The sequence below is a fragment of the Arenibacter sp. S6351L genome (genome assembly GCF_023016025.1).
Classification (GTDB): Bacteria; Bacteroidota; Bacteroidia; order Flavobacteriales; family Flavobacteriaceae; genus Arenibacter; species Arenibacter algicola_B.
Window position 1 is genome coordinate 58,801 of sequence record NZ_JALKBB010000015.1, and the last position, 24,278, is coordinate 83,078.

Annotated in this window: 15 protein-coding genes; 11 read left to right on the forward strand and 4 right to left on the reverse strand. The window is 39.0% G+C overall.

What is annotated here, in order from left to right; all coding sequences use genetic code 11:
- The first annotated feature begins 173 nt into the window (after window positions 1–173).
- From MWU82_RS24290 to MWU82_RS13370, 8 genes are all read left to right on the forward strand, one after another.
- On the forward strand, window positions 174–446 hold the full coding sequence (locus tag MWU82_RS24290; protein ID WP_348646992.1) for an N-acetylmuramoyl-L-alanine amidase: 273 nt from the start codon (window positions 174–176) through the stop codon (window positions 444–446).
- A 393-nt stretch (window positions 447–839) separates the two neighbouring features.
- The gene (locus tag MWU82_RS13340; RefSeq protein WP_247096741.1) at window positions 840–2,054 is read left to right on the forward strand and encodes a M14 family zinc carboxypeptidase; all 1,215 of its coding nucleotides are present in this window, start codon (window positions 840–842) and stop codon (window positions 2,052–2,054) included.
- Window positions 2,055–2,430: 376 nt separating this feature from the next.
- Window positions 2,431–4,635 (forward strand): heparinase II/III family protein, encoded by a 2,205-nt coding sequence (locus MWU82_RS13345; RefSeq protein ID WP_247096742.1) that lies wholly within the window; start codon window positions 2,431–2,433, stop codon window positions 4,633–4,635.
- Window positions 4,636–4,939: 304 nt separating this feature from the next.
- The gene (locus MWU82_RS13350) at window positions 4,940–5,980 is read left to right on the forward strand and encodes a hypothetical protein (protein ID WP_247096743.1); all 1,041 of its coding nucleotides are present in this window, start codon (window positions 4,940–4,942) and stop codon (window positions 5,978–5,980) included.
- A gap of 73 nt (window positions 5,981–6,053) precedes the next feature.
- Window positions 6,054–7,217 (forward strand): alpha/beta hydrolase family protein, encoded by a 1,164-nt coding sequence (locus MWU82_RS13355; protein ID WP_247096744.1) that lies wholly within the window; start codon window positions 6,054–6,056, stop codon window positions 7,215–7,217.
- Between the two features lie 115 nt (window positions 7,218–7,332).
- Window positions 7,333–8,679: a Gfo/Idh/MocA family oxidoreductase gene (locus MWU82_RS13360; RefSeq protein ID WP_247096745.1), complete on the forward strand. Its 1,347-nt coding sequence runs from the start codon at window positions 7,333–7,335 to the stop codon at window positions 8,677–8,679.
- Between the two features lie 97 nt (window positions 8,680–8,776).
- Window positions 8,777–10,465: a GMC family oxidoreductase gene (locus tag MWU82_RS13365; protein ID WP_247096746.1), complete on the forward strand. Its 1,689-nt coding sequence runs from the start codon at window positions 8,777–8,779 to the stop codon at window positions 10,463–10,465.
- 84 nt (window positions 10,466–10,549) lie between these two features.
- The gene (locus MWU82_RS13370) at window positions 10,550–11,116 is read left to right on the forward strand and encodes a gluconate 2-dehydrogenase subunit 3 family protein (RefSeq protein WP_247096747.1); all 567 of its coding nucleotides are present in this window, start codon (window positions 10,550–10,552) and stop codon (window positions 11,114–11,116) included.
- 129 nt (window positions 11,117–11,245) lie between these two features.
- Here the strand turns inward: MWU82_RS13370 and MWU82_RS13375 are convergent, their stop codons facing one another.
- The gene (locus MWU82_RS13375; RefSeq protein WP_247096748.1) at window positions 11,246–12,382 is read right to left on the reverse strand and encodes a VCBS repeat-containing protein; all 1,137 of its coding nucleotides are present in this window, start codon (window positions 12,380–12,382) and stop codon (window positions 11,246–11,248) included.
- A 245-nt stretch (window positions 12,383–12,627) separates the two neighbouring features.
- Between MWU82_RS13375 and MWU82_RS13380 the strand changes: the two genes are divergently transcribed.
- Entirely contained in the window at window positions 12,628–12,831 is a 204-nt protein-coding gene (locus MWU82_RS13380; protein ID WP_247096749.1) for a hypothetical protein, read from the forward strand.
- 386 nt (window positions 12,832–13,217) lie between these two features.
- Here MWU82_RS13380 and MWU82_RS13385 read toward each other — a convergent pair whose 3' ends face one another.
- Entirely contained in the window at window positions 13,218–14,492 is a 1,275-nt protein-coding gene (locus MWU82_RS13385) for a VCBS repeat-containing protein (protein ID WP_247096750.1), read from the reverse strand.
- 1,607 nt (window positions 14,493–16,099) lie between these two features.
- Between MWU82_RS13385 and MWU82_RS13390 the strand changes: the two genes are divergently transcribed.
- Both MWU82_RS13390 and MWU82_RS13395 read left to right on the forward strand, forming a co-directional pair.
- Window positions 16,100–19,288 carry a SusC/RagA family TonB-linked outer membrane protein gene (locus MWU82_RS13390; RefSeq protein ID WP_247096751.1) on the forward strand — a complete coding sequence of 1,063 codons (3,189 nt, stop codon included), beginning with the start codon at window positions 16,100–16,102 and terminating at the stop codon, window positions 19,286–19,288.
- A 123-nt stretch (window positions 19,289–19,411) separates the two neighbouring features.
- Entirely contained in the window at window positions 19,412–20,944 is a 1,533-nt protein-coding gene (locus MWU82_RS13395) for a SusD/RagB family nutrient-binding outer membrane lipoprotein (protein WP_247096752.1), read from the forward strand.
- Window positions 20,945–22,130: 1,186 nt separating this feature from the next.
- Here the strand turns inward: MWU82_RS13395 and MWU82_RS13400 are convergent.
- Together MWU82_RS13400 and MWU82_RS13405 are read right to left on the reverse strand one after the other, a co-directional pair.
- Window positions 22,131–23,195: a dipeptide epimerase gene (locus tag MWU82_RS13400; protein WP_247096753.1), complete on the reverse strand. Its 1,065-nt coding sequence runs from the start codon at window positions 23,193–23,195 to the stop codon at window positions 22,131–22,133.
- Window positions 23,176–24,240, reverse strand: coding sequence for a DUF1611 domain-containing protein (locus tag MWU82_RS13405; RefSeq protein WP_247096754.1), 1,065 nt, complete (start codon window positions 24,238–24,240; stop codon window positions 23,176–23,178). The genes MWU82_RS13400 and MWU82_RS13405 overlap by 20 nt, the downstream gene beginning before the upstream one ends.
- Window positions 24,241–24,278: the final 38 nt, after the last annotated feature.

Sequence of the window (24,278 nt, forward strand, 5' to 3'; positions counted from 1 at the left end):
CTATGGGTAGAAGGCGGTTGATAAATTATTCGTTACGGAATTTCCAAAGGATCGGACAAAACGATGGGGAATGAATAAATTTTAACAGTCGCTAACGTTAAAATTTCACGGATTAGAAGCGAATTCATCTAAACGATGAAAATTGTGCAACACGCACTTTGAATATCGACGGTATGAAACGTATTTGGATAATTGGCCTTTGGATTGGATTTACTCTTTTATGCAATCCCATTCAGGCTCAGGTAATTAATAAACCAATAGTAGTTCTGGATCCAGGACATGGGGGAGTGGATTCAGGAGCAATCAGTATAAATGGTGTTTTGGAAAAGGATATTGTTCTGGAAGTGGGGAAAGAGACAATACGACTGAACAGGGAACTGTTTGGAAATAGCCTCGATATCCAATTGACCAGATACAAAGACATTTTATTTTCTTTCGATTTGTAATTATTAATATTAGTTATGAAAATATATATAATATTGTTATGATATGTAATATAAATATTTTTTTATACTTTCGTTAAACTTTGTGTAAGTTATTCCGTTTTTAGTTAATGTTATCTCAATATGGTTGATTGTGATCTGCACGCAGTCATCCGACGCAATGTTCATTCTTTGTTAAGTTGAGAGCAATAATCACAAATGGCATATAAAGCTGGCAGAGAAAAATGGAAGTAAACTGAATATTTTCATGTCTGTATCTCGGTGAGCCTTTGGCAAATGGATGTTTGAAATCAGTAAAGAGAATTTATAATGCGGAAATATATGGATGGGGGGTGTGTAATCGATCCAGATAAAACGTACAATTGTTTAATATAAAACTAAAGAAACTATAAAAATATGAATCGAACGATTTATTTAATTCTAGGAATAATTTTATTTGTTACGTCAAAAGTGAAAAGTCAGAATACTACCTGGATAAAGCCTGGAATTCATTGTTTTGAAGTGCCGACCGAATATTTGAAAGAAAGAGAACAAATACCTGCTTACTGGCTTACCTCCAATAGGGAAATAAATGAATTCTTAGATGAGAAAATAAGGAAAGGGGAAGTACGACAAATTGGTACATCAGCTGGGAATCGTCCTATTCGAGCGGTTTTTTATGGGAGTCCACGTAAAGGCGAGGGAACAACCACTTATTCCGGTTCGTTGGGTTATCAAGATGTTTTGGCATATAGGGGCCCAGATCATGAAAAAACAGTTTTTTTAGCTATGGCCGGGGTTCACGGGGGTGAGCTCGAACCTATAATGGGGATCATCAATTTTTTGTCTGTTCTAGAAACGGGTAAAGATCTGAGAGGAGTCTCTTGGCCAGTTATAGAAGAGCTTTTCAATTCGATTGACCGACTGATTGTAATCCCGGTTATGAATCCAGATGGAAGGAATCGGGTGCCAATACGCATGTTTCCTTTCAGGGGAATGAATTATGAGGTGAATGAATTTTGGAACACAGGAGGATATCCTGATGGAACACTTATAGGTTGGCCTGATGTGAAAGAGTTCATCCCTTTTGACTTTACTTCCAATAAGTTTCCCGGTGGTTATTCCAATGAAGCCGGCGTGAATATTCAACATGATGATTTTTTTAATGCGATGCAGCCTGAGACTCGGGCTTTGTTTGATTTGTGCGGCATTGAAAAACCTGACCTAATTCTGAATATGCATACGGGAGCTGTTTTTCCTAAGATGCTAAAGCCATTTACTGAAGTCTCATTGAATGTTGTTTTTGATAGGTTGTATAGAAAAGTCTTGACGGCATGGACCACAGCGGGTTTAGAAAAGACTGATAATGTCCAGCTAGAATCAGATCCGGAACGGGTTGGTAGTTATTCTCCTTTTAGTTTGGATGGCGCCTTGAGTTTTCATTGTGGGGCATTAAGCGCAGTCATTGAATCTCCGAATCATGGATTTGCTGCAGCTCGTGATGGGCAAGGGGATATGATTGTCCTGACTCCTGAAATGTTGTTGGAAGCTCAATTGATTGGGTACCAGGAATCATTGCAATTTTTGAAAGATTCTGGTGGAAGGTCGCAATGGACTCCAAGTAAAAACTAAACAAAAAATAGTGCATTTGAAGCCGTTTTCGAGAAATGAATGTTAATACTAGAGCATCAACTACGCAATTTAAGCTCCAAAGTGGAGACAAAGAAAACTGTCTTCTTGTATTAAAGAAACACATGGTTAATGATTCTAAAAAAAGTGGCTGATGTTTTTGGTTTTTAACATTAAGTATAACAGGATTAATTTTTGGTTGACTAGACAAATGGCCCTTGTTTAAATTGGAGGAGAATGTTTTGATTGGCCCCACTTTTGAACAGCTCGTTAGTTTCTTCTAGAAGTGCGATATCGTTATTATGGCGGGATTCGGTTTTGTATGTTTTTTTTGGCAGAGTAGTCGATTCGACCATAGAGAATGAAAATACATTTTGATATGAAATTGTTTAAGCTCTTGATGTGTGTATTTTTGATGGGTATACTTTCCCAAATATCATTGTATAGTCAGGTAACGCTGAACGAAACAAACCTAATGGATGCAATGAGAATTGAACACCCCCGTATGTTTTTGACTTCTTCAATGTTGTCTAATATTAAGCAACGGGCTCTTAATCGGGATCAAAAGATTTTTAACGGGATTAAGGAAAGAATAGATAAACTTTTCGAGAAGGATTTCAAGTTTGAAAATTTACTTATACGAGATGGTCATCAGAGCAGGGACCATCAAATTGGGACCAGTGCATCAGAGGCTGCCCTTTTGTATTTAGTTTTCCAAGACAAAAGATACCTCACACTTGCAACAAAACTATTAAGGAAAGTCGTTGAATATTATAAACTTAGAAACGTTGAAGGTCTTAATGTTCATTGGTATAATTTTAGTCGAATCAATGCATTGGCTGCTTATGATTGGTTGTACAATGACCTTAAAGGAAATGAAAGAAGGGAAATTGGGAGGCCTTTGCTGGAAGCAATGGCATACATGTCAGATCACAAAAAACGGAGTAATGTATTCAGAAGAAACGGTGGCGGCATACAGTCAGGATTTTATGGTCCCAATGCTTTGCCATGGTATGCCGGGGTGGTTTTTTATAAAGCTGGTGTAGATGACGACTTGGCCGAAAGGCTGTTGTTACAAGGATACTCTGAACACATTAAAATGCTGGAATCCAGAAGTGCTCGTGCCGGTGATGATGGGGGTGCCAATTCAGGTACAATTGGATATGCATTAGGAGCCAATCCCTGGGCAGCATTTAATTTTTTTCATACTGTCCATTCCGCTACAGGCAAAGATATAGCTATAGACTGGGATTACGTTCCTTATTTTATCAATTATATATTCTGGAATTGGTTGCCTGGAAAACTAGAGTTTGGTCATGGGGATGCTCGGCATTTAGATAATAAACTGCCTCTAAAATTGCTACCTCTACATTTAGCACATGTTATACATTTTTATAAAGATACACATCCCGAGTTGGTCTCCGTAGCTCGTTGGATGAATAGTCAATTGGAGGATGAAGTTCAGGAAAGCTTCCCTTATATACGACTCTTACTTGATTCTGATAATGAGAATAATAATATGAAATTAAATTCTATAGAAACGCTCCCAATTGCTCGGCATTTTGAAAATATGGGACAGATATTTCTTAGGTCAGGATCTGGTCCAAACGATACTTACGGCCTCTTTACATCTGGTGGGGTTGGTTTACATAAGCATTTTGATAATAATAACTTCGTAATTTTTAAGAGGGGTTTTTTGGCATTGGATTCCGGAACCCGTCCCCAGCCCGGAATACATTTATCGCATTATTATTGTCGCACGATAGCACACAATTGCATCACCATAAAAATGCCAGGAGAAGAAATGCCAAATTACTGGGGAGGTCCATCACAGAATGAAGAAAACTCTCCCATTCCAAATGATGGGGGACAAAATGATGAAGGAGGGGCTGAGGTTATAGCTTTTGATGAAACCGCGTACTATGCTTATATCGCAAGTGATGCTACAAATTCGTATCACGAAGAGAAGTCCAATGAAGTTATCCGTCAGTTTGTGTTTTTACCTCCAGATCACTTTGTGATCTTTGATCGTGTTTCTTCTACTCGAGTAGAGTACCAAAAAAAATGGATGTTTCATACCTCAAATGAACCCAATGTCTGTGGAAATCAATTTTCCAGTGAACATTGGGAGGGGAAGATTTTTTCTAGAGTGATATATCCTATAAACTATAATTTGACTAAAATAGGAGGACTAGGCAAGCAATTTTGGTCTGACGGGAGAAATTGGCCACTTCCCGAATTAACTTCCGGAGAGTGGAATTATGAAGGAATGAAGTGGCTAAATAATGAAGATAATCTGTTTGGTCAGTGGCGTATGGAGGTGACTCCGAAAGAATTATCTAAAAGGGATTTTTTCTTGCATCTCATTCAAGTTGGGGACCGAACCCTTGAAGTAATGACGGATTCTGAGCCTATAGATCTTGGTAATAATTTGGGTGTTAGATTTAACAGTGATGGTAAGGATGTCGAAGTTACTTTCTCCAAAACGGGCAAGATAGGTGGTAAAATAACGGTACATCAAAAAGGCCAAAAAATCTTGGAAGAATATTTCACTGAAGAAATAAAGCCGCAAAAAGGATTTTGAATGAACAGATACTTGATTAAGTAAAATGGAGTTGTGACGAACTTCATATCCTAAGGTAAGGTTATGTTATTGAATGATCCAATGTTTCGCAACTAATTAACAAATTAAGCAGAAGAATCTGGATTTCAATGGGCTTTCAGAATATAATTAAAGACATTCGGACATTGGCTTTGGTAAAGGTAGGCGATGATAAAAGTCAAACCCTAGTTATTTTTAGCTTACACAGTTCGTGGGAAAGTGTCGTAAAAATAGATAGAGTAGGCAAAATAGACTTGGTTAACTATAAAACTAGAAATATAAATCAATGGAGAACAAGCGACGTAATTTTATAAAATCGACCACATTGGCAGGATTGGGAGTGGGTTTGGCAGGAAACCTTTCCTTGTATGCTAACGGTATGGGAAAAGCAGGGGGCAGGATCGGGATCATTGGATTGGATACCTCCCATGTAACCGCCTTTACCAAGGCGATCAACGACCCGGAAAGACCCGAATTTAACGGTTTTACGGTAGTTGCTGCCTATCCGACCAATGGAAGTGCCGATATGCCGGCCAGTATAGACAGGATAGGCATGTTTACGGAACAGGTCAGTGCCATGGGAGTGGAAATTGTGGGTTCTATAAAAGAGCTTTTGGCCAAGGTGGATTTTGTTCTATTGGAATCCGTTGATGGTAGAAGGCATCTTGATGAAGCACTACCGGTACTAAAAGCCGGAAAGCGTATGTTTATAGACAAACCCATATCCAATTCCCTTGTAGGGGCCATAGCGCTTTTTGAGGCTTCAGAAAAATATAAAACCCCCATATTTTCTGCTTCCAGCACCCGTTTTGCACCAGAATCGGTAGAGATTGCCAAGGGAAAGGAAACGGTGGGAACGGTATTGGGAGCACATACCTATGGCCCTGCTGCTAAGCAGGATGGGCATTTGGAATTGGCCTATTACGGAATACACGGTGTAGAAGCGCTTTTCACCTTAATGGGTACGGGCTGTAAACAGGTAACAAGATTTGATACCCCGGTATCCAATGTGGTCACCGGGGTTTGGGAAGATGGCAGGATCGGGGTTTTTACGGCCACACCCGAAGGTGGAAAAGCTGCTTTTGGCGGAGTGGTCCACGGAAGCAAGGGCGTTGCGGAAAAGGTCAAGATATTGGACGGGTACGATCCGTTGATCGTAGAGATCATCGCTTATTTTAAAACGGGAACAGTACCGGTGAGCAATAAGGAAACCTTGGAGATCTTTGCCTTTTTAGCGGCTGCGGACGAAAGCAAGCTGAGGGGAGGAAAACCGGTTTTACTGGAAGAGGTCATGCAGAAGGCCAGGGCTGAAATAAAGAAAACATAAATATCCGGCATAGAGGACAGGGACCTTGTTGCTTAAAAGTCTCAGAAGGACTCCCGGGGTTTAATTGTAAATTATGGATTTTAGGATTAAATTATTGATATCCACTTTGTTGTGGATGAATTGCATTGGGGCCAATGGCCAGTCTAAGGCAATACAGGATACCGATCCCTTATGGGATATGATAGCCCGGAACTTTTTGGTGCCCGATGCCTTTGTGGGGGATTATGGAAAATATAGGTCCCCTTTAAAGTTCTACAATGGAAAAAACGTAAGGACAGCTAAAGACTGGCAAAAAAGAAAAAAGGAGATTCGGGATAGATGGCAGGAAATGATGGGAGTTTGGCCGGAAGTGATTACCGATCAAAAATTGGAAATCCTGGATACCGTAAAACGCGAAAACTTTGTACAGCATAGGGTTCGGTTTTATTGGTTGCCCGGAGAACGGACAGAAGGATACCTATTGGTTCCGGAAGGGGAGGGGAAAAAGCCGGCGGTCGTTACCGTTTTCTATGAACCGGAAACCGCAATAGGCTATTCGGATAAGCCCTATCGGGATTTTGCCTATCAATTGGTAAAGCGGGGGTTTGTGGCGTTGTCTATAGGGACGGCAGAAGCGTCCAAAAACAAAACGTTTTCACTGTATTACCCCAATATCGATAGTGCACGGGTACAGCCACTTTCCATGTTGGGCTATGCTGCCGCAAATGCATGGAACGTACTGTCCAAAGTCGATAAAGTGGATGCCGCCCGAATAGGTCTTTTGGGACATTCGTTTGGAGGCAAGTGGGCCATGTTCGGGGCCAGTTTGTACGATAAATTTGCGGCGTCGGTATGGTCGGATCCGGGGATTGTTTTTGAGGAAACACGGGAATCGGTAAATTATTGGGAGCCATGGTATTTGGGATACCATCCTAAACCATGGCGGAAACGTGGATTGATTACAAAGGAAAATCCGGCAAGGGGACTGTATCCAAAACTGGTGGAACAGGGGTATGACCTTACCGAGCTGCATGCCCTTATGGCCCCTAGGCCATTTTTGGTCTCAGGAGGGTCGGAAGATCCGGTAGATCGTTGGAAGGCCTTGAACCATACCATTGCGGTTAATAGATTATTGGGATACGAGCATCGTGTGGCGATGACCAATAGACCGGAACATTCCCCCAACCAAGAATCGAATGAACAGATATACCTGTTTCTGGATTATTTTTTAAAGCCGGATATCGTTCATAAAAAATAAGTCGGGATTATTCCCAATGTAAACAGAGGGTATCAATGACGCACAGATTGGCACAATCGAGGAGGTTATATATTAAACGAGTTGTCATAATTTAATACTATCAAAAGAAAATTACATGGAAAACAAGAGAAGATCATTTATAAAAAAAACGGCAATGGGAGTATCGGCTGCTTCTATTGGAGGGATATTGCCCGGTTTCAGTGCCCATAGTTATGGGAATATATTAGGTGCCAATGAACGCCTTAAGGTGGCGTGTATGGGGGTCAATAGCAGGGGAAATGCAGTAGGGTCCAATTTTGCCATGCAGCCCAATTGCGAGGTACTGTATTCATGTGATGTGGATAGCAGGGCATCTGAAAAGTTTATCGCCAATATTGCCAAGATTCAAAACAAAAAGCCCAAACACAGTACCGATTTTAAAAAGGCCTTGGATGATAAGGATGTGGATATTTTAATAGTGGCCACACCGGACCATTGGCATGCACCGGCAGCGATTATGGCATGCAAGGCAGGGAAACACGTCTATCTGGAGAAACCGGCCAGCCATAACCCGCACGAGGGGGAAATGGCGGTGGCCGCAGCCAAAAAATACAATCGGGTGGTCCAGATGGGAAACCAGCGCCGTTCATGGCCCAATGTGATGGCTGCCATAGGGGAACTTAAACAAGGGATTATCGGCAGGCCCTATTTTGCCAAAACTTGGTATGCCAATAACAGGCCTTCTATTGGAACCGGAAAAATCACTGAAGTGCCTTCATGGCTGAATTATGAGTTATGGCAAGGTCCGGCTCCTCGCGAGGAATTTAGGGATAATATAGTTCATTACAACTGGCACTGGTTCTGGAACTGGGGTACCGGAGAAGCCCTTAACAATGGCACCCATTTTGTTGATTTGGCCAGATGGGGACTAGGGGTGGATTATCCTACCAAAGTGAGTTCCAATGGGGGCAGGTATCATTATAATGATGATTGGGAAACTCCGGACACACAGATCATAAATCTGGAATTCCCCAATAATACCCTAATGACCTGGGAAGGGCGCAGTTGTAACGGCCGCTCTGTTGAAGGAGGAAGTGTGGGGGTAATGTTCTACGGTGAAAACGGCTCTATGGCCATAGAAGGGGGCAACTCTTATAAGGTGTACGATCTAAATAATAAATTGTTGAAGGAAGTAAACGGCAGTCGCAAAATTGGAACAGGAAATTTATCGAACCCCTCCCAGGATCTGGACGTTTTACATATTCAAAACCTGTTTGATGCCATCCGAAAAGGAACAACTTTAAATTCGGATATTACGGGAGGGCACCAAAGTACCTTGCTCGTCCAATTGGGCAACATAGCCTTGCGTTCCGGAAGTACCTTGAATATTGACTCCAACAACGGCCGTATCTTGGGCAATGATGCGGCAATGAAATATTGGAGAAGGGATTATGCGCCAGGATGGGAAAGTATATTGACATAATCCAAGGTTTTTAAAGCAGTCCGGCCTATATTTATGGGGAATAGGAAAGGATTTGTTGCTATTTCGATACATTGTACGTGGAATTATTAGTATCCAGATGAAAAATAATACATACGACGCTATTGTAGTAGGGTCTGGCATAACGGGCGGATGGGCTGCCAAGGAATTAACGGAAAAAGGACTCAAGACCCTGGTTCTGGAAAGGGGAAGGGAAGTAAAGCATCCTGAAGGCTATACCAATATGTTTAAGGCTCCATGGGATTATATGTACCTGGGGCATGTTTCCCTCGAAGACAAAAAGGCCTACCATGTGCAAAGCAAGAAGTACAATTTCAATGCCGGGAGCAAATCTTTTTTTGTAAATGACCTTGAACATCCCTATGTCCATCCCAAAGACAAGCCTTATAGGTGGTTTAGGGGATATCAAACAGGTGGGCGCTCCTTAATATGGGGGAGGGGTGCCTATCGTTTTAGCGATCTTGATTTTGAGGCCAACCTACAAGATGGGGTGGGAGTGGACTGGCCTTTAAGATACGTGGATCTGGCTCCCTGGTATGATTATGTGGAACGTTTTATAGGGGTCTGCGGGTCAAGGGAAAATATTCATCATTTTCCAGATGGACAATTCCTTCCTCCCTTTGAGCTGAACCATGCCGAAAAGGTAATTAAAAAAAGGCTGGAGTCACATTACAAGGAACGATGGTTGATACCCAACCGGGCGGCACACCTTACCCGTGCAAAACCCGGCCAATTTAAAGGAAGGTCCCAATGTATGTCCCGTAATATGTGCCACACCGGATGCCCCTATGGAGCCTATTTTAGCAGTAACAGTACTACGCTTCCCGCGGCCAGGGATACAGGTAGGTTAACGTTACAATCAAACGCCATCGTTATTTCTGCATTGTACGACCATAAGAACAATAGGGTTTCTGGGGTTCGTGTCATGGACAGTATCACCAAAAAAGAGACCGAATATTTTGCCAGGGTGGTATTCCTATGTGCTTCCACCATTGCTTCCACCGGAATCCTCTTAAATTCCAAGTCGGAGAGTTATCCAAACGGATTAGGGAATTCAAGTGGGGTATTGGGGCATTATTTAATGGACCATCACAAGGACATTTCTTCTTCCGGAGTACTTGATGGTTATTTGGATAGGATATATAGGGGGTATAGGCCTACCTCGGTAGCTGTTCCCCGATTTAGAAATGTGAACGGTAATGAAATGAATTTTCTTAGAGGTTATGGTTTTTGGGGTGCCGCGGCCAGGGAAGGGATACATGCGGGAAAGCCCGGAGTAGGGGCTGCATTTAAAGAGGCTTTGTCCTATCCAGGTCCTTGGAAGATGACCCTTTCGGCTTATGGGGAATGTTTGCCATACTATGAAAACAAAGTGGAGTTGGATCCGGAACTGACCGATAAATGGGGGCTTCCCTTGCTAAAAATAACAGCGGAATTTGGCGATAATGAAATGAAAATGCGCCAGGACATGAAAGAACAGGCAAAGGAATTACTGGAAGTAGCGGGCCTACAGGAAATCAAGGTCAATGAAGGGGCCAGTATACAGGGCGATGCGGTACATGAAATGGGTACGGCGAGAATGGGAAGGGATCCTAATGCCTCATTTCTCAACGCCTACAACCAAAGCCATGACATTCCCAATTTGTTCGTGACCGATGGTTCCTGTATGCCTTCTTCCAGTTATATGAGCCCATCGCTGACCTATATGGCCCTTACGGCGAGGGCGTGCGATTATGCCATTAGGCAAATGAAGAACAATGTATTCTAGTAAAACCAGGGAGATGTTTGTAGGGGTGTGATTTGGGAATGGATGCCCACAACACCGATAGGGCAATAACACCAATTTAAGATTATGGAAAGAAGAGAGGCAGTTATAAAAATATCATGGATTGTAAAATCTGTTTATTTGGCCCCCGCAGTTTTTACGGGTTTGATGAGTTGCAAAAGTGAGGCTTCCCATTCCAACAATAAGGTATTTAACGATGATCAGGACAAATTGGTCAGGGCTATTGCGGATACCATCATTCCGAGAACCGAAACACCTAGTGCCTCTGACGTAGAGGTGAATGTATATTTGGATTTGCTGCTTCAACAAGTTTATGATGATGGATATAAAAGTAGATTTCTAGCAGGATTGCATCAGTTTGATCTAAACTGTATGGACAATACGGGCAGTAGATTTTTTGAGCTTAACGAAGGGGAAAAACTAAATTATCTTAATAGGTTGGACCAAGAGGTATATGTCCAGGAAAGGGCTGATATGGAACCCTTTTTTCTTAGAGTTAAGGAGCTTGTAGTAAGAATTTACTATTCAACTGAGGAAGGAGTGAAACAAAATTTGGATTATGTGCCCATCCCTGGGCCATATATAGGGGATGTTGAAGCAACAGCAGATACAAGAATCATGAAGGGGAATTGATCAAATAAAATTTATTTGATCGTAATGGAGATTAAAACACGACTAACCATGGTCTCTTTTGTTGAGGGGACTTTAGAGAGCAATCTATAGGGAATTACTATTTACACAGATTACGGGATAGTATCTTCGTTAAAAATCTATTAACTTATTTTCAAGAAAAATATGTTGTCCACCATGCCATGGCTTCGCGCATATGTCAATGTCCCCATCGAAGTCAACATCAGCACCAATAGCTTCATGTATCCTTCTGCCTTCAAGAATAGTGTGTTCACTCCATATTTTTGCATCTCCATTTTTATTCTCCCATATAAACATTTTATGCTTTTCTTGTGACAAAGGGCCGCCACCGGAACAAATATCTGTATCACCATCTCCATCAAAATCTGCCAAAATCAATGAGTGAAAATCCTGATTCGTGGTATCCTTTGATATTAGATGAAAAACAAAACTCTCTCCTTTATTTTGATTTTCAAACCAAAATACTCTACCATTTTGAGTATCTGCTTCTGCTTGAACAACATCAATATCTCCATCTTTATCTAAATCAGTACACCAGGTTTTTAAAGCTAATCCAAATTTGTCAGGCCTATTACCATTTAAAGGTGTTAGATTTTCATGTAATGTCCACTTTTGACCCTTCCCGTCGGCGTTTTCAAACCATGCATTCCCTCTTACAATATCAACATCGTTATCATTATCTAAATCCCCGTATCCCATAGGAGCTATTCCTCCATGAATCCCATTTCCGATTTTAAAATAGTTCCAATTAGAAGTATAGTCTTCAGGGATTTTATACCAACACAAAACAGGGTGATCAGGGTTGTTGGACAATGAAACGACATCTTTAATATTATCCCCATCAATATCAACTACTATATTGTCATGACAATTAATCATATTTTTATTATGTATAACAAAAGTTTCTTCCCTCGGCTTTTTAGTATTTTCATACCATGAGTCTCCTACAATATAGTCCATCCATCCATCTTGATTTACATCATGTGGGCAGCCTCCGACATCTGTTGACGCGCCTTTTCCTAACTCATGTAAAATCCAATTATCAGAGGATACATACTCATACCAATACATTTCACCAAAACGGCCAAATACCCAGTCAAGATCATTATCATTATCAATATCTATAAGACTTGTTTGTCCCATTCTATCCTTAAAGGTGCCTATCTCGTGACATTCAAACGACATGGACTGCCCTATGCAGTTAATTACAAAAAAGAAGCTTATAAACAATCCTAATACCGTTTTCATATAAATAATAGTTTATTGGTTAAGGTAGATAGTTTTCAAAGTTAACGGGATATGGTTTATACCATATTTTGACTTAACCTATATCGTTGCTTGTTTATCACCTATGTACTTTTCATCAAAGAAACCTAAAATACGTTTCTATAAAATACCCACCAAATGCCATTGCTATTTTCTACTATTCCCTTGAATACCTTGCTCTGTTTTCTCTTTTGGTATATATAACTTTTTCAAAATGAAATCCATAAATGAGATTCCTGATTATTGGACCAAACAGCACATTTAAAGAAAGAGCACCACTGATATCACTGCCTTTTGAGTCATTTGATACCGTAGCCGTCATCAATCTCTTACATGCCAAGGACTTGTTCCAGTTCAATTCAAAAATCGTAGATAGGACCAAAATTCTCCATAATTCTATCCGTGAAAATCAAAAGCGGATAATTGGTTAAACATTTGAATGTCATATAATTAACCAGGTTATTTTTTTTACAATAAAAAATCAATATACGTACCGGACTAATTTTAGTCTGCTCGGAAGCCGATCAATTCGTCTTTCAATTGTTAGAAACTTGGTACCTCTGTAGAAGAATGTACTCCACTTTGGGGTATAAAACTATAGAGGAATTTGAATTAGAAGTGTACAATTGAAAAACAGAAGCATGACCCTTATTTAGTTACTCACTTTTTTGCAGCAATTCCATAGAACTTATGAGCAGTAAAAAAGTGGGAAATATTACTAAATACGAGCTAAGGTTATTTTATAGGCACTAGTAAAGGATAGGATGTAGTAAAACTATAGGAATTCTATAACTTTTTGGAGCAAGATTACATAATATCATTTTGGGTTGTTTAGCAACTTATTCTCCAGGTAATCCCCATGTTCTTTACCATCATTCGCATTTCCAGGCCATAGGTTCCATACTTTAGACAGAATATCCAAATCTCCGTCTCCATCAACATCTCCTACACGTGCATCATGTCCTCCTAATCCTTTGTCCAATATAATCCGTTCTGCAAATTTAATTTGATCATCGTTGCTTATATTTTCCCAAATGTACCACCTTGGATTGGCACCTTCAGGGAAAAGGGTGTCGTCTTCCTGGTCACAGGTAAAAATATCTTGATCACCATCATTGTCAAAATCAGCTACATGCAGAGAGTGAAAAGATCCTCTTATGCCAGGTGCGGACATGGGCAAAAAATGTGTTGTGAATTCTGGATTTTCAAACCCGTTGTTTTCTAACCATGCTGCCCTAGAAGCTTTCTGATCACAATCGGTCATTACAATATCATTGTCTCCATCATTATCAAGGTCAATAATCCAACTTCTAGAGGATAGACCAAAAGGACCTCTTTTTCCAAATGGTAACTGATGTTTTTCCCATTTTGTACCATTCCTGTCTATATTTTCCAACCATCTATCCGGAAGTACCAAGTCCATATCGCCATCACCGTCCAAATCCCCTATTCCCTGCGGAAAAAAGCCGGCATGGATGTGGTCCTTTGTTGCTAAAACATCTAATGTTATTAGGTTTTTTTTCCATTGTACCGGTTTCATTGGCCTTTCTGGTATTTCGTACCAAAAGACACCTTCATGTTCTCCTATTATTACCACATCTTTTATGTCATTATTATCCATATCCGCTATTACGATGTCATGGATATTGGAATCAATACTAATATCATATTGATATTTTTCAAATTTTTCTTGCCTAGGATTTTGACTGTTCCTAAACCAAAACCCGCCGATTACGATGTCTGCCCAACCATCTTGATCTATATCATGGATAGCGGCTCCCAAGGCCCTTATTGGCATTGTTCCGATCAGATGTTTTTTCCATAAACTTTCATTCGAAGTGTCATTCTCAAACCAGTAAAATCCATCTGCTCCACTAAAAGCAAAGTCCAAATCTCCATCATTGTCCAAATCTCCAATTACGGAACATCCATACCCCCAATCAGTTTCGCCCGGCAGATTCTTGACAATATAGTGATGATCGAACATTTCGTTTGTTATTTTTGCTTCTTGTAGTTGTTTAGGACTAACTTCCTCCTTACATGAAATTAAAAGAGTGATAATAGTAATTACTGCTGAGTATTGTTTGAGCATGACTAGTTTATTTTCGAATGTGATTAATTCTTAATTCATTTTTTACCTTATGAGCCCTGTTCTAGATGGTGCTTTATCTTTTATTATATGCTTCTACAAGAACTAAAATGTATTTTTGACAATATTGAAAGTCTCTACTTTAGATTATTGCCGATAATTTTGATCCAGTTTTGATTTTATACCTTCTCCAATTTTGGCCGCGATTATATTTATTCAATTGTCCTTAACGAGACATCCGGGTCAATTATTAACTTTCCTTAATACATTCATTTTCCGGGTACCAGCACAGGTGTTATTGTAAATATTTGGACATTTATAGCAAACAGGGCTTGGTTAAATATTCTTAGAGTTTGGCGTGAGTGGAGTTTGAGTTGAATGATTGTACTGAGATTGTGGGTAAGGACTTTTTCATAAAAAATAAGTTTAATTAAGATAAATTGATAGATGACACCAATAGCTAATATAAAATTAAAAGGCTATAAATATATAAAAATAACTTAAAAAGTTTCGTTTCATTATTTATATGCGATAACCAGGTGAAGTCTGTAAAGAGTTTTCTTCTTATGACTTGTAGGGGGTTAGTTAATATGAACGTTGGTCACATAGAAATAGAATAACAGGAAAAGTTGGGGTCTACTTTAATATCAAAATTGCACCAAAGTTTTTTCCGAAAGTATTGGTGTTTAGGTTTCATGTGAAATCTGGCATGACTGGTGTTGAGGGTTGCTTTTTCCTAATGTGTAATTATTTTCATTTGGCTATCAGCGGTTTTTTTTAAATTTTTAATTGGGTCTTTAGGTATTTGTTCAAATATTGACCATGGCCGCTCGACTTTCCTATAAGGCTTTTCTAAGTACTTCCCTTGGTTCCACGAGCTCTCTTTTTCTTGAGTTTACCTTTTCTTGAATTTACTGTTGTCCATCTATTGGACCTCATCATTTTAAGGATTAAGGCGTATTACTTTAATTCTAGACAGCCTTAAATATTGCGTGTCAATCCTCGGGTAATTACGAAATAATTTAGTTTTTGCGGCCTGAAACTAATAGAAATAAGCGTGAATGGTCTTCTTACCTCTAGGTTAGTTTAATAGGGGCTTATATCTTATATGGAAAGAATTTAGCCTTGAATGCATCATATCAACCTTGGACGTCCAATATTATGGTAAGCTTCATTATAACATTGTGTCGATATTATATGATTATATCGACAAAACATAATTTTTATGCTGTTTAAGCAGCCTTAAGTTTGCTACCACACATGTTTTTAGTCCATTGGAATTTAAAAACGGTCCTACGAACGGGCAATATTGCCTTTTGGACAACTTAATTTTTTAGCCTGGCAGTAATAGTTGTATTGATGGGTAGTTACAAGTTGGGGAATTATTTATTCTTAGTGCTCCGATATTAAATTAATTTTAATGTATACTTGTTTTTTTATTATTTTTTATTATTTTTGAATCAAATGAAAGTAAAAGAAAAATAATTTATTACTTTTTTGTTATTTTTATATTAAAATTAAAGGGAGACTTAATTTTATGCTTATTTCTGAGAACAATTTTACATTTCATAACCAATTAAATGCTTTAATAATAACTAAAAACTAATTTCATGAAAAAAAAGATCATTTTAGCTCTTAGCTTGGTATTATTCCTGTTGCATACAGCGTATGCCCAGCGACTGAGTGTTTCGGGAACAGTCACTGAGGCAAATGGCGGACCATTGCCGGGGGTCAATGTTCTAGAGCAGGGAACAACAAACGGTGTGCAGACAGATTTTGATGGTAATTATACAATTAATGTGTCTACAGGAAGTACCCTGGTCTTTTCATACCTCGGAATGAAAACACAAACCGTGGTTGTTGGCTCTTCTACCACTGTGAACCTTAGTATGGAGGAAGATTCTAGTCAATTGGATGAGGTCGTCGTAACTGCTTTGGGAATCAAAAGAGAAACGAGGGCCTTGGGTTACGCTGCCCAGGAAGTAAAAGGTGAAGAGTTTACAGAAGCAAGGGAAACCAACATTGCTAATTCACTGGCAGGTAAGGTGGCAGGTGTGCAGGTGACGAATATCGCCACAGGTGCAGGTGGCTCTTCTAGAGTGGTCATCCGAGGGAATAGTTCGATTTCTGGAAATGATGCGCCACTTTATGTGATTGATGGTGTGCCTATTGATAATCAGAATCTGGACCCTGCGGATTACGCTGGGGGAGGTGTCGATTATGGGGACGGAATTTCAGGTATAAACCCTGATGACGTAGAGTCCATGACTGTGCTAAAAGGCCCTAATGCAGCGGCGCTTTATGGTGCTAGAGCAGCCAATGGGGTGATTTTGATCACTACCAAGTCTGGTTCTTCAAGGAAAGGCTTGGGAATTTCATTAAATTCAAATGTAACCATGGATGAAGTGGCAACAGTTCCAACCTTTCAAAATAGGTTTGGAATTGGTTATGACTATACTTCCTTTAATGGAGGTGGATCAACAATTATTGATGGGGTCGAATATGAAGTAATTCTTCCGAATGAGGGTAGTACAATAATGAGTTGGGGGCCCTTACTTGAAGGCCAGTTGGTGGCAGATTGGGCGGATCCGACAAAAGTCATGTCAATGATTCCTTATCCCGACAATGTTAGGAACTTTTTTCAAACGGGATATACGGCAACAAATACTATAGCCTTGAATGGAGGTAATGACAAGGCCAACATGAGGCTTTCGATATCGGATTTAAAGAATGAAGGAAATATTCCTGGAAGTACTTTTAACCGACAAACTGTCAATTTTAGAGGTATGGCAAAAATTACAGACCAATTGTCGATTGATGCCAAAGTCAATTATATTCACCACAAGGGAAGTCAACGGCCTGGTGTTTCTGCAAGTTCTTCAAATATAATGAGCGCACTGATTCAGTTACCAAGACATGTTGATATGGAAAAAGCAAGGAACTATAAGGATGAGAATGGGAATCCCCTATTTTATACCACAAGGTTCGAAAACCCCTATTGGACCATTAATGAAATTAGAAATGAAGATGAAAGAGACCGTATAATTGGCCTTGTATCCTTAAGGTACGATATGACCGACTGGCTTAGTGTTCAGGGAAGAACAGGCATAGATTTTTATACTGATGAACGTTTCAATAGAAGTGCAATTGGTAGTCGTAGTGCACGAACAGGATTGGTAAGTAATTACACTTGGCATGTGAAGGAACGTAATAGCGATATACTCTTGATGTCCAAAAAAGATTTTTCAAACAGTTTTTCAGGTTCGTTAACTTTAGGGGCAAGCCAATTGGTTTCCAGTAGGGAAGTTACTGGAGCGAAAGGAACCAATCTTAGGGCGCCTGGGTTATATCACATCAGCAATGCCAACGAGGTAACTCCCAGATATGAAAAAGTGGAAAGGCAAATGAATTCGGTATTCGCAGCTGGGCAAATAGCTTACAAGAATTATCTTTTCTTGGATGGTACTGCAAGAAATGATTGGTCGTCCGTTTTGGGTCGGAACAATTATTCGTTTTTCTATCCTTCGGTAGCTACGAGTTTTGTATTTACCGATGCCTTCGGATTGAAATCCAAGGCACTTACTTTTGGTAAATTAAGGGCAGGGTATTCCGAGGTTGGGAACGACTCTAATCCGTATCTAACTACCACCGGATATACCAGCTCGACCCAAACCATAAATGGACAGGGTATGGCTCAAATACAAAATAGGATACCAAATCCCGATTTAAAAAATGAACTGACACAAGCGGTAGAATTTGGCGCAGATATTCGCTTGTTCAATAATAGGATAGGTGTTGATGTGACTTATTACAATTCATCCACAAATAATCAGATATTGCCCGTGAATATCTCAGACGCCACCGGTTTTGGGACAATGGTAATCAACGCTGGTGAAATAACCAATGAAGGAATTGAATTGTTGATCAACACTACTCCAATTAAAATGTCCAACAGTTTTAAATGGGACCTGATTTTTAATTATGCTAAGAATAAATCAAAGGTTGTATCCCTGGTGGATGGAATCGAGGCACATCAAATGGGACAAGATAGATGGGGGACAATTGAAGCTAGGCCAGGAGAAGACTTTGGAAATATTGTAAGTTTTGCGTATAAACGAAATGAAAAAGGCGAAAAATTATTGGATAATTTTGGAAGATACCAACGGGATGGCACAGAGGTGAAGGTTTTAGGGAATATTCAACCAGACTGGGTCGGAGGACTTACAAATCGTTTTTCGTACAAGGGCTTTACCTTGAATACCCTTATCGATATAAAAATGGGAGGAGAATTATTATCAGGTACTAAATATATTCAAGCTGCACGAGGTACAGGCGTATTTACAGACCAGAATCTCTTTCAAAATTCAGAAGGTGAATGGGTGGGAATAGCCGACGGTGTGATGGAAAACGATTATTATATAGATGACGGAAATGGGAATCAGGTTTTACATCTTTCAGCAGGCGAAAAGAGTGACATTGAATTATCTAGGCTTGATTTAACGGGGCGGTGGACCAGAAACGATATTTTGGAGGAGTTTGTTCTTGACGCAAGCTATATTTCACTACGGGAAGTTAGCCTAGCTTATGATTTTCCTAAATCATTATTAAAGAAATCTGTGTTTTCTAGCGCCAAAATTTCCTTGGTAGGAAGAAACCTTTGGTATATCGAAGAGCACATGCAAGGTATCGGTATTACCCCTGAAGCAGCCTTTAGTTCTCAATCTAGCACACAAGGATCAGAGTCTTATACCCTTCCATCAACAAGGAGTTTTGGAGTAAATCTCAATTTGGGATTTTGATATGATAGCAATTATCGAATTTAATAATGAGGCAATGACCAAAACCTTATTTAATTATTGATGTCAATCTCATTGTAAGTTGCGCATAAGATTTAAATGATATAAACAAATAAATACGAAGTGATGAAATATAGTAATTTAATTAAAATGTTTTCTGTGATTGCCACGGTGCTTGTAATTGGCAATTCATGTACTGATGATTTCGAAAGTTTGAATACAGATCCATCCTTGTTAACGAAAGAACAACTTGATGAAGCTTTACTCTTAACTAAAGTACAAAAAGAGGTTTTTATAAGTGATAATAAGCCTACCGGTAGAATTGCCAGTTTTGCGGGTTATTGGGCGTCCGGAGGTGGTCTCATTTTTGATGCTACTGATTATGGAGGAGAATTTAATAAAGGGTATAACAATCTTCTTAATGTATCAGAAATAATCAGGTTGACCAATAATAATCCTGAAAAAATTAATAGAAATGCCATAGCTCGGGTTATGCGAGTATATATCTTTCAATATCTGACGGATTTATATGGGGATATTCCTTACTCAGAGGCAGTGCAACCGTCCGAAGAAGTGATAGCACAACCGAAGTACGACACACAAGAGAGTATTTATAAAGATATGTTGAACGAACTTAAAGAAGCTGCTGGTGATCTTGATGAAAATTCTACTGATAACTTCGGTAGTGCTGACTTGATCTATGCCGGTGATATTATTAAATGGAAAAAATTAGCCAATTCTTTGAGGTTGAGATTGGCACTAAGGGTACGTTATGTAGATCCTTCTCTTGCTTCAACAGAGATTAGCGATGTACTTACTTCGGATTTTATTCAAGATAATAGTGAAAATGCCTTTGTCACAACCAGTGACGATTTTGAAAGCAATCAAAATTCGTTATACAATGAAATTGTGTTTAACAATGGGGCAATTAATGGATATATGGGTAAAGCGATTATTGATATCTTAAATGAGGGTGAAGACCCGAGACGTCCCATAATGGCAACACCTACGCCTAGATCAGTTGCACTGGCAGAAAGTCAGGATGACCCAAGCTTATTGAATTACAGAGGTAGGCCAATCGGCCTTTTGGGGGAAAATGAATTTGCAATGTATCAGGATAGTGTCCTAAGTAAGGTTGGAGTAAAATATAGGGAGCCTATTGTGGATTTATATGTGATGGATTATAGTGAAGTATGTTTTGCACTTGCTGAATCAAAATCGATATTAGGTCTGGGCCAAACGGATGCAGATACTTGGTATAAAAGAGGTATTAGGGCAAATATGGAACTTCATGGGGTCGACAATGCCGATATTGATGAGTTTATGTTGGACCCTATTGCAACCCTTCAAGGAAATGCAGAAGAACAGTTGGAGCAAATTATTAGGCAGAAAAGTGTTGCTCTTTTCCCTAATATCTATGAAGCATTCGCCGAATGGAGAAGGACAGGTTATCCTAAAATATTAATAGGATCAATGGTTGGCGATACCGATGGTCAAATACCAAGGAGATTAACGTATCCTTTTGCCGAAGCTAACTTTAATAGCTCCAATTATGAAGAAGCTTCTGATAGAATCGGCGGAGATGGTTTACTGACCAAGGTGTGGTGGGATGCAAATCCCAATGTACCATTTGAACATCCCGGTAGCATATTTGATTAACTAAATAAAATGAAATGGCAACAGATGATTGTTTAAAGTTCATTTCCATAGTTGTCTATATATTCGAGATGTTTAATATTTGATCTGCTTACCATCCTATTCTGCGTTTGAAAGAAATTGATCAAAGTCTCAACAATTGGAAAGATATGGGCGAAAATATTTAGTTCAACTAAAAATGTCAAAATATATAATGCATAATTGTTCAAAACGGAGTTAGTTGAGTTGGTTGAGTTAGTTTGGAATTAGGGGTGGCTTTATGGCTTAACCCCTTTTCCATTTAACAAAATATTAAATTGTATTATATGAAAAACAACCATAAAGATATTTCTATTATGGTGTTAACTTATCTAGAAAGGCTAGGTCTAGAATAACAATGTTATACTTAGCTGAATAAAACCATAAATGGGGTAATTAAACTTGAATTGACTACCCAAGAAAACTGAAAAGAAGTAATTGTTGGCCTTGTCAAGAAAAAGGTTCTTAAGGGGCGCAAATAAATTTGTTACGATCGGACAGTTTCATGGGTGTATTCAAATGGATAACTGTAAAATGGCTCCTTGGTTTTTGATTCACCTTTATCGAAATTTTATGAATTTACTAATTACCAAGATATACCCAAGTCGATCCATTTTAAATACGCTGAATTATATGGTAAAACAAGGACTAAATTCCCATTTCCACGCCAAGAATCCTGACCGGTCGTAGTGTGAAGTTCTTTGGGCAGAAGTTCCGTAAAACGATTATGAAATGGGGTGACGTTGGAGCTAAATAAAGCAAGACCACCCAATTTCAATGGTGAAGTGGAGCTTGTCCAGAAAAAAGATTTGTAAGTAATTTACGTAGTGAAAGCTATTAAGGACCTGAATGGAAGGTGTGTAAACTTGGCAAGATAAACTCCTGTTTGGAATTATGTCAAGGCGATGCAAAATGAGAGCAGTGAACACTTCCAAGAACATAACTATAAAACAGACCTGTGGTATAGGAAAACTATCCCGAAAGGAAACCCCAAGGATTAATTAAGCCGTAGTTTCGTGTGTTTTTTAAGGCGGATATCGAAGGGATATCTATAAATCCCACGCTTTAGAACATTAGGAAAAAGTGCATATTCAATATTCAATAAGTCAATATTTATAAATGTCAATCCACATGTGCACAAGATAAAAACAATAGTTGCTTAAATATTAAATTAATTAATTTCAACTCCGAATCCTGATTTTCCGCCAATACTCAGCTCTCCATTTTTCAGAATAAACCCTCCATGAACTAGATCTTCTGCTAAGTCAAGACTACCGTCCAAATCCAGATATTTAGTATTCGGGCAGGCAAACGCGGCGTGTAATGCGGCAGTAATACTTACAATACTTTCATCGTTACAACCCCAAAAGAGATCTATATTGGCAGCTTTAGCGATTGTTGCGATTTCGAAAGCCCCGATAAGGCCTCCACATTTCATCAACTTAATATTATAGACGCCAAAGATTTGTGGTTTTACAGCTAAAGTTACTGCACTAGTGCTATTTTTAAGACTTTCATCCGCCACTAATAATTTTCTAATTTTTTCATCCAATTTAACCAACTGGCTCTCATCTCCTACCGGGATAGGTTGTTCAATTAGTTGTAGATTATACTTCTCCGTTGCACGAACGAATTGTAATAGTTGCTCTTTTGTATAACCTTGATTGGCATCTACACGAATAGTTAATTTTTTAAATCTTTCATTAAGCTTTATTACTCTTTCGATATCAAGTTCAATGTCTAGTCCAGTTTTAATTTTAAGCACATTAAATCCCAAACTTTCATATTCTCTTGCTTCTCTTAAAGTTTCCTCAACACCCATAATACCTATAGTACAGGAAGTAGGTAGTCGTTCAATACATTGTCCGTACAGTCCTACAACAGGGATGTCTAAATATTTACCAAATGCATCGTGTAAGGCTATATCCCATATGGCAAGAGTTCCTGGTTTATTTGGAAAAGCGGTTTCGATACTTTTGATTATATTCCTGAAGTGGCGAATATCCTTCCCTACAAAAGATTGGCAAAAATCTGAAATACAATTCTCTAGAGTTTGTGAAGGAGTTTCGCCTACTACCTCGAAATTTGGATTGGCAGAACCGATACCTATAATCCCGTTTTCCAATGTAACCACAAGGAATATATTCTTTACATCGGAAATTTTTTGGTAGGCAATGCTATATGGCTTTGAAAGGGCTAAATTTTGAGAGAATGCATTAATTTCTTTTATTTTCATTTTTTAGTGATTTAAGGACTGTAATAATTTCTTGAACTCCTTCTTCAATTGGCAGAACCACTGGAAGATTTAATAAATTCTTTAATTCCGATTTCGTGAATTTAGCTTGTTCAAATGAGAAGCCATTTGTATTTAGTGCAATGGCTATAACTTTAGATCCAAATTTTTCAATAATTTCGATTTCTGATTCCAGGGATGGTATATTACCCCATTCCGAATTGTTATCGAAATATTTTCTGTTCGGTGCATGGACTAGTACCACATGTTTGGCATTTCCAGAAATAAGCATTTCCAATCCACATGGTCCACTTGGATTTCTTAAACTAGATTGCCCTTCCAAAAATATCATGTCCGGTTTGGTGTCATAGCAACAACTAATTATGGAATGTTCCAATTCTCCTGATACAAAATCATTAATAGTGGAATCGAATATAAAACCATACTTGCTACCTTGCATCCAACCTGTCTGACCGGTATAAATCATTTCTGCATGGATATCAACTTTGTTGCAGGCTTCGATCATTAACTGGGTGGTGGTACGCTTTCCCATGGCACAGTCCATTCCCAAAACGGCGATAATTGGAATATCTATGTTAAAGATTTCGCCGGTCCAAAAATGAAGATCTTTTATAGATTTTGGTTTGCGAATATCAATCAACTCAACCTCATTTTTGGCTGCAATTTTTACAATATCTTCCTCCTTACACAGTAAGTCGTGAAGACCATTGACAATATGGATTTTATAAGTAATGGCTTGCTTAATCGTGCTTAATATAGTTTTGGATAGTATACCTCCCTTTGTGGCTACCCCAACGATTAGATAGTCTATGCTGATAAATTTTGTAATTGCCTCGTCAATTGATGCAACTATAGGAATTCCTCTATGCTTCCCATCTAGAATTTCTCCTGCGTCCAAACCTGCATGTTTTGAATCGATAACACCCAGCACTTCAAAGCGATTAGATCCTCGGATCAGTCCGTGGGATGTTTTCGCATACTCCGTATGTAAAAGACCATCTGTAACGATAATTGCTTTTTTTTTCATTATTGAATTCTATTTTCTTGTGTTAATTTGCAGCAGCC

Coding starts and splice junctions, on each gene's coding strand:
- MWU82_RS24290 (WP_348646992.1), top strand. CDS start 174: ATGAAACGTATTTGGATAATTGGCCTTTGGATTGGATTTACTCTTTTA.
- MWU82_RS13340 (WP_247096741.1), top strand. CDS start 840: ATGAATCGAACGATTTATTTAATTCTAGGAATAATTTTATTTGTTACG.
- MWU82_RS13345 (WP_247096742.1), top strand. CDS start 2,431: ATGAAATTGTTTAAGCTCTTGATGTGTGTATTTTTGATGGGTATACTT.
- MWU82_RS13350 (WP_247096743.1), top strand. CDS start 4,940: ATGGAGAACAAGCGACGTAATTTTATAAAATCGACCACATTGGCAGGA.
- MWU82_RS13355 (WP_247096744.1), top strand. CDS start 6,054: ATGGATTTTAGGATTAAATTATTGATATCCACTTTGTTGTGGATGAAT.
- MWU82_RS13360 (WP_247096745.1), top strand. CDS start 7,333: ATGGAAAACAAGAGAAGATCATTTATAAAAAAAACGGCAATGGGAGTA.
- MWU82_RS13365 (WP_247096746.1), top strand. CDS start 8,777: ATGAAAAATAATACATACGACGCTATTGTAGTAGGGTCTGGCATAACG.
- MWU82_RS13370 (WP_247096747.1), top strand. CDS start 10,550: ATGGAAAGAAGAGAGGCAGTTATAAAAATATCATGGATTGTAAAATCT.
- MWU82_RS13375 (WP_247096748.1), bottom strand. CDS start 12,382: ATGAAAACGGTATTAGGATTGTTTATAAGCTTCTTTTTTGTAATTAAC.
- MWU82_RS13380 (WP_247096749.1), top strand. CDS start 12,628: ATGAGATTCCTGATTATTGGACCAAACAGCACATTTAAAGAAAGAGCA.
- MWU82_RS13385 (WP_247096750.1), bottom strand. CDS start 14,492: ATGCTCAAACAATACTCAGCAGTAATTACTATTATCACTCTTTTAATT.
- MWU82_RS13390 (WP_247096751.1), top strand. CDS start 16,100: ATGAAAAAAAAGATCATTTTAGCTCTTAGCTTGGTATTATTCCTGTTG.
- MWU82_RS13395 (WP_247096752.1), top strand. CDS start 19,412: ATGAAATATAGTAATTTAATTAAAATGTTTTCTGTGATTGCCACGGTG.
- MWU82_RS13400 (WP_247096753.1), bottom strand. CDS start 23,195: ATGAAAATAAAAGAAATTAATGCATTCTCTCAAAATTTAGCCCTTTCA.
- MWU82_RS13405 (WP_247096754.1), bottom strand. CDS start 24,240: ATGAAAAAAAAAGCAATTATCGTTACAGATGGTCTTTTACATACGGAG.